This is a genomic window from Streptomyces sp. NPDC058812, assembly GCF_042744565.1.
GTDB lineage: Bacteria > Actinomycetota > Actinomycetes > Streptomycetales > Streptomycetaceae > Streptomyces > Streptomyces thinghirensis.
The window spans coordinates 225,501-235,986 of sequence record NZ_JBHYOB010000005.1 but is presented as its reverse complement, the minus strand read 5'-3'; the positions used below and the strand labels follow the sequence as shown (position 1 = coordinate 235,986).

The 10,486-nt window shown below is 71.6% G+C and carries 8 protein-coding genes; 1 reads left to right on the top strand and 7 read right to left on the bottom strand.

From position 1 onward, the window contains the following. Window positions 1-116: 116 nt before the first annotated feature. Window positions 117-692, top strand: coding sequence for a dihydrofolate reductase family protein (locus ACFW48_RS12890; protein WP_386313560.1), 576 nt, complete (start codon window positions 117-119; stop codon window positions 690-692). Here ACFW48_RS12890 and ACFW48_RS12885 read toward each other — a convergent pair. From ACFW48_RS12885 to ACFW48_RS12855, 7 genes are all read right to left on the bottom strand, one after another. After that, a complete protein-coding gene (locus tag ACFW48_RS12885) occupies window positions 671-1,903 on the bottom strand; it encodes an FAD-dependent monooxygenase (protein ID WP_386313558.1) in 1,233 nt (410 codons plus the stop codon). The genes ACFW48_RS12890 and ACFW48_RS12885 overlap by 22 nt on opposite strands. 100 nt (window positions 1,904-2,003) lie before the next feature. Next, window positions 2,004-3,467: an MFS transporter gene (locus ACFW48_RS12880; RefSeq protein ID WP_386313555.1), complete on the bottom strand. Its 1,464-nt coding sequence runs from the start codon at window positions 3,465-3,467 to the stop codon at window positions 2,004-2,006. A gap of 163 nt (window positions 3,468-3,630) precedes the next feature. Further along, complete coding sequence (locus ACFW48_RS12875; RefSeq protein WP_386313553.1) at window positions 3,631-6,144, bottom strand: FtsX-like permease family protein; 2,514 nt, start codon at window positions 6,142-6,144, stop codon at window positions 3,631-3,633. Then, window positions 6,141-6,959 carry an ABC transporter ATP-binding protein gene (locus ACFW48_RS12870; RefSeq protein WP_386313550.1) on the bottom strand — a complete coding sequence of 273 codons (819 nt, stop codon included), beginning with the start codon at window positions 6,957-6,959 and terminating at the stop codon, window positions 6,141-6,143. Before ACFW48_RS12870 ends, ACFW48_RS12875 begins: the two co-directional genes overlap by 4 nt. Before the next feature lie 478 nt (window positions 6,960-7,437). Further along, window positions 7,438-8,112: a response regulator gene (locus tag ACFW48_RS12865; RefSeq protein ID WP_386313548.1), complete on the bottom strand. Its 675-nt coding sequence runs from the start codon at window positions 8,110-8,112 to the stop codon at window positions 7,438-7,440. Then, the gene (locus ACFW48_RS12860; protein WP_386313546.1) at window positions 8,109-9,341 is read right to left on the bottom strand and encodes a sensor histidine kinase; all 1,233 of its coding nucleotides are present in this window, start codon (window positions 9,339-9,341) and stop codon (window positions 8,109-8,111) included. Before ACFW48_RS12860 ends, ACFW48_RS12865 begins: the two co-directional genes overlap by 4 nt. Before the next feature lie 69 nt (window positions 9,342-9,410). Next, window positions 9,411-10,445, bottom strand: a complete 1,035-nt coding sequence (locus ACFW48_RS12855) for a fatty acid desaturase family protein (RefSeq protein ID WP_386313544.1) — start codon at window positions 10,443-10,445, stop codon at window positions 9,411-9,413. Window positions 10,446-10,486: the final 41 nt, after the last annotated feature.

Sequence of the window (10,486 nt, the reverse complement as noted above, 5' to 3'; positions counted from 1 at the left end):
GACGATGAGTTTCGCGAGCGTGCTGAGTCTATGGATGTGACGGTCTCCGAAGCGCACCCGGAGAAGACCACCGGTCTGTACCCCCGCAGCGATCAACCGGAGTCGAGGAGAACGACATGACCGCCACCTACACCTTCGACATCTTTTCCAGCCTCGACGGCTACGGGGCCGCCGGTGCCGACTGGACCGGCTACTGGGGCAAGCAAGGACCCGAGTTGCTCGACCACCGTCTTGCCCTGTACGGCGCGGAGCAGCGGATGGTCTTCGGGGCCAACACGTACCGGGCGTTCGCGCGGATGCTGGCCGCAAGCACCGAGGAGTCCGAAGTGCGTGACCCATGGGTCACTCGGATGAGGAACCTGCCGGCAACGGTGGTGTCGACGACGCTGGAAGGCCCTCTCGACTGGCCGAACGCGACCGTCGCGAGCGGAGACGCCGTCGACGTCGTCGCCCGGCTCAAGGAGGAGTCCGAGGTGCCGTTGCGCTCGCACGGAAGCCTGTCGTTGAACCGGGCGCTGATGGCCGCCGGCCTGGTCGACCGCTTGCAGGTGACGCTCTTCCCTGTCGTCACCGGTCGGACCGGGCTGGACCCGATCTTCCAGGGTGCGGCCGACTTCGACCTGGAACTGGTCGAGAGTCGGACGCTCGACGGTCACATTCAGGAGCTCATCTATCGACCCACCCTCCACTGACCGTTCCTGGGTCGGTCCCCGATGTGTTCGGGCAATGTGAGGGCTGTGTGGGCCGGGCGCCCTGTTTCCGGTGGCAGGGCCGTGAGACTGCGAAGTTTGTTGTTGCGCTTTTCCAGGGCTTCGGCGGTCGTGGGGAAGAGTGCCGCGTCGCCTTCACCGACCTGTGCCTGGTTCAGTTCGACGAATCCGCGGATGTCGCGCTCGTAGGCGGCGAAGGCCGCGGTGTGGTCGCGATGGGCGGCCAGCGAGCCGGCGAGCATGTAAGCGCCGACGAGGGCGAGGCTGGACCCTTGCCCGGTCAGGAACGACGGGGCGTAGGCGGCGTCGCCGACGAGCGCGACCCGGCCGCTGGACCAGCACGGCATGTGGACTTGGCTCACGGTGTCGAAGAACGGATCGTTCGCGTGGCGCATGGCGGCGACCATGGCCGGGATCTCCCATCCGTCGTCGGCGAAAGTGGTGGCGACGAGATCACGTTGCGCCTCGGGGCCGCGGAGGACCTCGCCCGGTGGTTCGGGGTGAACGAAGTTGAGGAACGCGTACAACTCCTTGCTGTCTCCGACCGCGTAGAGCGCCGCGGCCCGCCCGGGAGTGTTCCAGATGAGCACTTCATGGGAGAGTCCGAAGGTGTTGGGCATGGTGAAGATGGCGAAGCAGTACCCCAGATCGCGATGGAATTGCCGCTCGGGGCCGAACACGAGCTCCCGGGTACGCGAGTGCAGCCCGTCCGCGCCCAGGACCAGGTCGAAGCCGCGCTGGACACCGCTGCGGAAGGTGACGTCGACACCGTGCTCGTGTTCCGTGAGCGCTTCGATGGAGTCGTCGAACACGAACTCCACCTCGTCACGGACGGCTTCGTACAGGACCTCCGCCAAATCCCCGCGAGGTACCTCGACGTCACGCCCCTCGACCCCGCCGACCACCGCCTGTGGATGAACCACCGCCGCCTCACTGCCATCGGCATTGAGGAAGGTCACCCGGCGCGAATCGATATGCGCTGCCTGGAGCCGCGGCAGGATTCCCATCCGGCGCGCCACCTCCACCGCGGTGCCACGCACGTCGATCGGGTACCCACCGCCTCGCAGTCCGGTGGATTTCTCCACCACCGTCACCGCGAATCCGTACCGGTGCAGCCAGAACGCCACGGCGGGACCCGCGATGCTCGCGCCGGAAATCAGGACTGTGCCCTTCGATGCGCTTCTCAAGCCCATTCGCCGACTCCCCATTCTGTTGTGCGGCATTCGAGAACCGAATCGGCTTGTCCTGCCGCGAGGAAACTGCCGACTTCTGTCAACCTCTTCAGAGGGTTCATCACACCGCGTCCCGCTCGAGTTCGGGCGACGGCGAGTTGCGGCTGAGGCGCGTGCTTCGCACGAGCATGACGACCAGCACTGCGGCTGTCGCGAACGCGCCGGAAGCGATCGCGATGTAGCTGAACACGCCCGTGGCCGAATTCGTCGTCTCGCCGTCGACGACCACGGCGGTCGACTTGAGCACGGCTGCGCCCACGAAGTTCAGCACCACCGACCCGATCGAGACCATGACCATGACCAGGCTGGACACGATGCCCTGCCGTTCGGCGGACGCCAAGGCACCCGCCATGTTGAAGCCGGATGTCCCGAGCGCTCCTACCGTGACACCCAGCAGGAATGCGAAGCAGAGGGCGGCGGGAAGCTGGGAAGCGCCCAGGAACATCCCGATGGTCACCACCGTTCCGAGCATGACCGCCCCGGCCAGCGTCGAGGCCGGTCCGAAACGTGCGGCGAACCATCCGGCCACCGGACCTCCGAGCATGACTCCGAGTCCCGGCGCCGCGAGCAAGAGCGCCACCGACCCCTGGTCGGCCAGCCCGTACCCGAGTTGCTGATCCGCCGAGACGTCACCGATGAGAGGGATGAGCTGAAGCATGCTCTGGTACGAACCAGCTCCGAGGAAGACGACGAGGAGCATGAGCACCAATGGCCCATCGAGGTCCCTGACGTCGATCAGGGGGTCGGGCTTTCGACTCGAGACCAGGAACCACCTGGCCAATGCCACGACGCCCCCGACGAGGAGAGCCAGCGGGCCGGCGGTGAGCCAGCCGAGGTCCGCGCCCAGACTGACGTAGCTGAGCACCCCGGCGAGGCCTCCGCCGAGGAGGAGGGCGCCGCCGATGTCGATCCTGCCCGGTGCCCTGACCGGGGATTCGGGGATGACGTTGTGCACGCAGACCGCCATCGCGGCCGCGACGACGGCCGACAGGACGAACAAGATCTGGAAGCCGAACTCCACGGCCAGTTTCTCGATGAGGAAACGGGACGCGATGTTGAGCACCGCGGAGCTGGAGGTGACGATGCCCACGGTGACCATCGCGATGCGGGGTGCGCAGACACCTCGAACGATCGCGACGGAGAGGAACACGGCGGCCAGAGAGGCTCCCTGAAGCATGCGGCCTGGCACGAACACCCAGATGCTGGGGGCCACGGCACACAGCAGGGCGCCCGCGCAGCTGATCAGCAACGTCGCCACGAGCACCCTGCGCTTGCCGTAGATGTCGGCACTCTTGCCGAGCAGGGGTGCCCACATCACTCCCGCCAGCATCGCGGTGGCGTTGAGCCACGCCGCCTGGTCGGTGCCGAAGTGGTCGAGCATCTCCGGGAGGACGAGCAGCGGCGCGGTGATGGCCGAGTCGACCACGAAATTCACCAAGGCCAGGACGGCCACCAGGCCGATGAGCCGCCCGTTCCATCTCGTGTGCGGTCCGGCGTCTGTGCTTCCGGTCCTGCTCTGCTGCATTGAGGACTCCTTCACTACGGGGTACTACGGGCGCGCGACGGTGCCGGCACGGTCTGACGGGTTGTCGACTGGAACAGGGGCGGCCGCTGCCAGGGGGTGATGCGCTTCCCCGCGCGGCCGCGCTCGGCCTCCGGGCACGAAGTGCCCGTTGCGCGTCGTGGTCTCAGGTTTCCCGGTCGCGCAGTGCCGCGCGGGCCGGGAGAGTCACGGCGGCGAGGCCGAGGGATACCGCGGTCGCGGCGAATGTGGCGTACAGCAGTGGGGGTACGTGCGGAAGCTCGCCCGTCAGGCCGCGCATCATCGGGGTCAGTGTGATCAGGGCGATGGCTGTGCCCAGGGCCACGCCCGCCGCCGATACCAGCAGGCTCTCCCAGCGGAGCATGCGCAGCACCTGGCGGCGGGTGGAGCCGACGAGGCGGAGCGTGGCCAGTTCGCGGCGGCGGTCCAGGACCGTCATCACCAGGGTGTTGACTGCGGCGACGGCGGCGAAGCCGCCCAGGACGGCGGCCATCATGTAGTTGGCCCAGGCGCCGAGTTCGCGGTCCACATTCTGCTTGACGGCGTAGCCCGAGGCGTCGGTGACCTCGCCGAGTGCGGCGAGCGGCTCCGCGTCGCCGCCGCGTACCAGCAGCGTGCTGTCGAAGCCCGACGTGACGTGGCCGGCCAGGGACGCGCGGTCCATGGTCACCGCCGCCAAGCCCAGTCCGCGGCCGTAGACCGCGACGACTTCCGGGCGGGCCTCGGCGCCGTCGGGGAGGTGGAGCGGCAGCTTCTCGCCGACCTTGACCTTCGCCGCGGTGGCGAGGGTCTTGTCGATGGCGATACGGCCCGCTCCCACGCGGTCCAGACTGCCGCTGCGTACGTCCAGGTCCTGCACCTCGGCGAGCTGGGCGCCGGAGCCCGAGATGCCCTGGGTCGCCCACCCCTGCAGCGACGTCTCGCCGCCGGAGTCGACGGGCACCAGCACCTGCGTGTCGAGCAGGCTCACGGCCGCGTCGACGCCGGGAGCGCGGGCGGCCCGGTCGGCGGCGCCGGAGGGCAGGCCCGCCGGGTTGGTCACGACGTGGTCCGCCGTGATGCCGTCGCGGAGCTGTTCCGCGGCGACATGGCTCTCGCTCGTGTGCATGAAGACGAGCGTCGAGGCGAAGGCCATCGCCAGCACGATGGGGGTGATCGCGGAGGCCAACCGGCGTGCGTTGGTCCGGGAATTGGCGGCGGCCAGCGACGCCGAGGCGCCGCCGCCGCGCAGCAGCAGGCCGAAGAGCGCCGCGCACAGCCGGGCCACCAGCGGGCCGAGCAGGCCGACGGCGAGCATGAAGAGCATGACGACGCCGAGGGAGGCGTTGGCCGCGTCGGCACCGGCGGCGGAGGCGGCGACGCCGGCGAGAACCGCGCCGCCGACCAGGGCGCCCAGCCCGAGGACGGTACGGATGATGCCCGGCCGCAGCCGCTCCACCGAGGCTTCGGTGAGCGCCTGCCCCGGCTTGATCTTCGCGGGCCTGCGCCCGGCCATCCAGCCGGCGCCGAGCGCCGTGAGGAGTCCGGTCCCGACGGCGACGAGCAGCGGGAGCCACGAGACGTGCAGATCGACCGCCTCCGGGATGGCGCCGCGGTCCTTCAATTGCCCGAACCACCAGCTCGCCAGCACGATCCCCGGCAGGCACCCGACCAGCCCGGCGACGGGCGCGACGAGCAGCGCCTCCGCGGCGACCGCGCGACGGATCTGCCGCGGGGTGGCGCCGACGGCGCGCAGCAGCGCGAACTCGCGCATGCGCTGGCCGACGGACAGGGCCACCGTGCCGGCCGCGGTGAAGACGGCGACCAGGGTGGCGATCCCGCCGAAAGAGCTGCCGAGTGCGGTGAGCGTCTCCTTGGCGTACGCCAGGCCCCGCTCCTCGACTTCGCCGCGGCCGTCGCCGGTGTGCACCTGCGCGCCGGAGCCGGCGAGGGACGTCTCGACGGCGGCGGCGAGGGCGTTGGTGTCGGTGCCGTCCGCGGCCAGCACGGCGATGGCGTCGGCCTTGCCGGGGTGCCCGGCCAGTGTGGCTGCCTCGGCGTCGGCGAACCAGGCCGTGGCCTTGCCGCCGGCCGCGCCCGCCGCCGCGGTGTCACCGGCCCCGGCCTTGGCCAGCCCGGACACCCGGAACTCCGCGCGGCCTGCGGCCGTTTCGAGCGCGACGGTGTCGCCGACGCCGGCCTTCGCCGCACGGGCCGCGGCGGCGTCGAGCACGACCTCGCCCGCGCGCGGCGCGGCGCCCGCGGACAGCGCGCTGCCGGTGAAGGCGTGCGAGCCCCAGCCGTGGCCGGTGAGCGCCCCGTCGCCCTGCCGCACCGGGAAGGTGAAGTCCGGCACCGCGGCCGCGGCGCCCGGCGCCCGGGCCGCCTTCACCGCGAGCCCCTCGTCCACGCGGGCGGTGTCCGGCAGCGGGTACGCGGTTTCCTCGGGACCGTCGATGGTGTCGGAGACGAGTCGCGCGGACTGGTCGGCCGCCGCGACGACCGGCGCCTTCGCGTACCGCTCCGCCGGCACCGAGGCGCGGATGCCTGTCTCCAGCAGGGTGCCGCAGGCCGCGACGATCAGCGCGGACATCATCAGCGCGACGAACGTGCCCGCGAACGAAGCGGGTTTGAAGCGTATGGCCGCGCGAGCGAGGCCGTTCGGGGCGAAGCTCCTCATGCCGCGGCCCCGGCCATCGCGCCCGTGCGGCCGGCCAGCAGCGCCATCCGCGCCGTGATCTGCTCCGCCGAACCGCGCTCCAGGCCGCCGGCGAAGGTGCCGTCGGCGAGGAACAACACACGGTCGGCCCAGGCGGCCGCGGCCGGGTCGTGGGTGACCATGACGACGGTGGCGCCGAGGGTGTCCACCGCCTGCCGGAGCAGGCCGAGGACCTCGGTCGCGGTGCCGGTGTCGAGGGCGCCGGTGGGCTCGTCCGCGAAGACCACGTCGGGGCTGGTGACCAGGGCGCGGGCGACGGCCACGCGCTGCTGCTGGCCGCCGGACAGCTCGCCGGGCCGGCGCCGCGCCTTGTCGGCGAGCCCGACCTGCGCGAGCATCGCGGCCGCACGGCGGCGGTCCTGGCGTTGCCCGGCGAGGCGCATGGGCAGCAGTACGTTCTGCTCCACGGTCAGCGACGGCAGCAGGTTGAACGCCTGGAAGACGAAACCGAGGCGGCTGCGGCGGAGCTCGGTGAGCTTGTCCTCGCTCATACCGGTGATCTCCGTACCGCCGAGGCGCACGGATCCCGCCGACGGCCGGTCGAGGCCGGCGGCGCACTGCAGGAACGTGGACTTGCCGGACCCGGACGGGCCCATGACCGCGGTGAACGTGCCGCGCGGGAGGGCGAGGTCGACGCCCGCGAGGGCGTGCACGGCGCCCGCGCCGCGGCCGTACTGCCGTCGGACTCCCCGCAGTTCGACGGCGAGGCCGGGTGTGGCGGCCGGGGCCTCCGGTCGGTGGTCCGCCTTCTGCCGCCTGTTGCTGCGTAGCCTCATGTTCCGCCCTCTCGCGATCTTCTCTTGCCGACGAGGTGAAGCGTGCGGGGACGGCTGTGCGCCGGGCGTCATACCCGGGAGCCAAAGTGGAGGTGCTACCGCGGTAGGGGGTGGAGGAGAGGCCGGCCCTGCCTTCCGCCCGGGGCTGCCGCCCTGGGTCTGGGGTGAAGCCCCGGCGAGGGAGCCGCTTCGCCGGGTGGGTGGCGGGGTGCCACCTGCGCCGTACGAGGTTGTGGAGCGAGTCGCCCCCAACGAGACCCTGACCTGCCCGTCCTGCCCGTCCTGCCCGTCCTGCCCGTTCTGTCCGTTCCGCCCGGCCCGCCCGGCCCGCCCGACGCGGTTCAGAGGCCGGCGTCGGCACCGTGCGAGCACCAGAGGCCGCAGGGCCCCTCCGCCTCCGCCTCCGCCTCCGCCTCCGCCTCCGCCTCCGAGGCAAGGTGCTCAGGGTTCCGGGTCGCAGCCCCGGGCAGGGGCCGTCCTACTCGCCCGGGGCCACCAGCCCCGATTCGTACGCGAAGACCACCGCCTGGGCACGGTCGCGCAGGTCCAGCTTGGTGAGGACGCGGCTCACGTGCGTCTTCACCGTCTGCTCGGCCAGCACCAGAGTCTCCGCGATCTCCGCGTTGGACCGGCCGCGGGCCACCAGGGTGAGGACCTCGGTCTCGCGTTCCGTCAGGGCCTTGAGCCGCAGCGCGGGCTTGCCCCGGGCGGCCGGACGTTGCCGGGCGAAGTCCGCGATGAGGCGGCGCGTGACAGAGGGGGCGAGCAGCGCGTCGCCCGAGGCCACGACGCGTACCGCCGCGATGAGGTCGGCCGGCGGCGCGTCCTTCAGCAGGAAGCCGCTCGCGCCCGCCCGCAGCGCCTCGTAGACGTAGTCGTCGACGTCGAACGTGGTGAGCATCAGGACGCGCGGCCGGTGGGTCACGCCAGGCGGGGGCGCGAGGAGGCGGCGCGCGGCCTCGAGGCCGTCCATCTCGGGCATGCGGACGTCCATCAGCACGACGTCGGGATGGGTGCGCCGGCTCAGCTCGACGCCCTGCGCACCGTCGGGGGCCTCGCCCACCACGTCGATGTCGCTCTGGGCGGCCAGCAGCGCGGCGAAACCGGCCCGCACCATGGCCTGGTCGTCGACGACGATGACGCGCGTTGTCACGTGATGTCCTTTTCAGTCAGGGGTAGTTGGGCGGCGACCCGGAAGCCGCCGGCCGGCAGTGGCCCCGCGTCGAGGGTGCCGCCGGCGAGCCGCACCCGTTCGCGCATGCCGACGAGTCCGTGCCCGGTGCCGCCCTCCTCGAGCGGCGCGGCGGGCGGCTCGGGCGGCGGCCCGTTGACGACGAGGACGGTGAGCCGCGCGCTGTCCTGCGAACCGGACTCCGACACCGACACCCGCGTCGGAGCGCCCGGCGCGTGCCGCACGACGTTGGCCAGGGCCTCCTGGACGATGCGGTACGCGGAGAGGCCCACCGCCTCGGGCACGTCGGCGTCGCAGGGGGTGAACTCCACCGGCACGCCCGCTCTTACCGTCGCCTCCACCATCTGCCCGATCCGCGTCAGGCCAGGCTGGGGCGCGAGCTCGCCGTGCGCCTCCTCGTTCCGCAGTACGCCGAGGAGCCGTCGCATCTCGCCGAGCGACTCGCGCGCGGTCGCCGCGATGGACGTGAACTCCTCCTGCACGTCCGGTGGCAGCCCGTCGATGCGGTACGCCGCGGTGTCCGCCTGCACCGTGATGACGGACATGTGGTGCGCCACCACGTCGTGCAGTTCGCGCGCGATGCGGGCGCGTTCCTCCAGCAGCGTCCGCCGGCCGCGCTCGGCCTCGCTGATCGTCTCCTGCTCGGCCAGCCTGCGCTGCACCTCGTACCGCTCGCGGAGCGCGCCGGCGAGGAGGAGTGCGACGCCGCTGAGGATGGTGAGCAGGGCGCTCCTGCCGCTGGTGCCGTCGGGCGAGACGAACCCCAGGCCGACGTTGGCGGCCGCCGTCGCCAGCCACACCAGCAGCAGCGTCCGGCGCCGCTCGCGCAGGCCGAGGGCGAGGCAGAGGGCGACGTACCCGACGATCTCCATGGGCGGGAACGGCCACACCTGCCGCTCGCCGAGGTCGACGGTGAGCAGGGCGAGGGCCCCGGCCACGTCCGCGACGAAGATCACGTACCAGGCCTGCAGCGGGCGGACGACCGCGAGCAGCAGCGGTGCCGACTGCGCGATGGCCAGCCCGCTCGCGATGCCGCCGTGCAACCCGTAGTCGACGCTGAGCACCTGGATGGTGGTGGGCAGCAGGGCGACGCACAGCACGAACGCCACGCCCCACGGCAGCAGTCGCACCCACCGCCGCGAAGCCCCCGCGAACAGCGCGCGGGGGCGTTCCTCCTCCACTGAGGTCATGGGCCCCACCTTATGTGCGGCGGGACGGCGTCCGGAGACACACAGCTGTCAGGCGGACTCGGCGGATCCTCAGATGTCGGCACGCAGCGGTTCTCCCACTTCGTGCATGTGCCGCAGGGCCTGACGGTAGGAGTCGATGAGACCGGTCTCCGCGTAGGGGATTCCGAGGTCGCGGCAGTGGGCCCGCACCATGGACCGGGCGAGCCTCAGGTGGGGGCGGGGCATGCTGGGGAACAGGTGGTGCTCGATCTGGTAGTTGAGGCCGCCGAGGAACCAGTCGGTGAGGACGCCGCCCTTGACGTTGCGGGATGTGAGGACCTGGCGCCGCAGGTGTCCCCACTTCTCGCCGTCAGCGTCGGGCATGTCCATCCCCTTGTGGTTGGGCGCGAAGGCCATGCCCAGGTGCAGCCCGAACAGGGCTTGATGGAGCGCGGCGAAGACGAGCGCGTGCGCGAGCGGCATGGTCGTCAGGAGCAGGGTGACGTACCCGGCGATGTGGGCGACAAGGAGCGCCCCCTCCACCAGGCGTTCACGGCCGGTCTGGCGGCGCAGGTCCTGGAAACCGTAGAGCTTCAGGGCGAGGCCTTCGAGGAGGGTGAGCCGGCCGCGGAAGCCCGTGCGGGTGGCGGCCTGCTCGCTGGTGAAGACGAGGACGTCGGCGGCGACGTCGGGGTCCTTGTCGATGTGGTTGGGGTTGGCGTGATGGCGGTTGTGCTTGTCGTTCCACCACGCGTAGCTCATGCCGAGCAGCAGGTTGCCGTGGATGAGCCCGATGCGGCGGTTCGTGGCGCGGTCGCCGCTGATCTGCGCATGGCCCGCGTCGTGGCCGATGAACGCCGTGCGGGCACTCAGGACGGCGAGGACGGGAGCGAGGGCGAGCACCCACCACGAAGCGCCGATGAGTGCCATGCCGGTGACGACGGCGGCCAGGCTGAAGGCGTTGGTCACTATGGTGCGCGCGTACCAGCCGGTGCGCCGTTCGAGCAGCTCCTGTCCCTTGACGTCGCGCAGCAGGGGTGTGAACTCGCTGCCCGTGTCCGCTGGGGATTGCCTGGCGGTGGCCTTCTCGGGGTGCGGCAGAGCGGTTTCGCCGGCCAAGGACATGGGTGTACTCCGGTGTTCGGTGGATGGTGTCGGTGGGGCAG

Excerpts from the sequence above, each read along its gene's own strand:
- ACFW48_RS12855 (WP_386313544.1), bottom strand. The coding sequence starts at position 10,445 with ATGTCCTTGGCCGGCGAAACCGCTCTGCCGCACCCCGAGAAGGCCACC.
- ACFW48_RS12890 (WP_386313560.1), top strand. The coding sequence starts at position 117 with ATGACCGCCACCTACACCTTCGACATCTTTTCCAGCCTCGACGGCTAC.
- ACFW48_RS12875 (WP_386313553.1), bottom strand. The coding sequence starts at position 6,144 with ATGAGGAGCTTCGCCCCGAACGGCCTCGCTCGCGCGGCCATACGCTTC.
- ACFW48_RS12885 (WP_386313558.1), bottom strand. The coding sequence starts at position 1,903 with ATGGGCTTGAGAAGCGCATCGAAGGGCACAGTCCTGATTTCCGGCGCG.
- ACFW48_RS12860 (WP_386313546.1), bottom strand. The coding sequence starts at position 9,341 with ATGACCTCAGTGGAGGAGGAACGCCCCCGCGCGCTGTTCGCGGGGGCT.
- ACFW48_RS12870 (WP_386313550.1), bottom strand. The coding sequence starts at position 6,959 with ATGAGGCTACGCAGCAACAGGCGGCAGAAGGCGGACCACCGACCGGAG.
- ACFW48_RS12880 (WP_386313555.1), bottom strand. The coding sequence starts at position 3,467 with ATGCAGCAGAGCAGGACCGGAAGCACAGACGCCGGACCGCACACGAGA.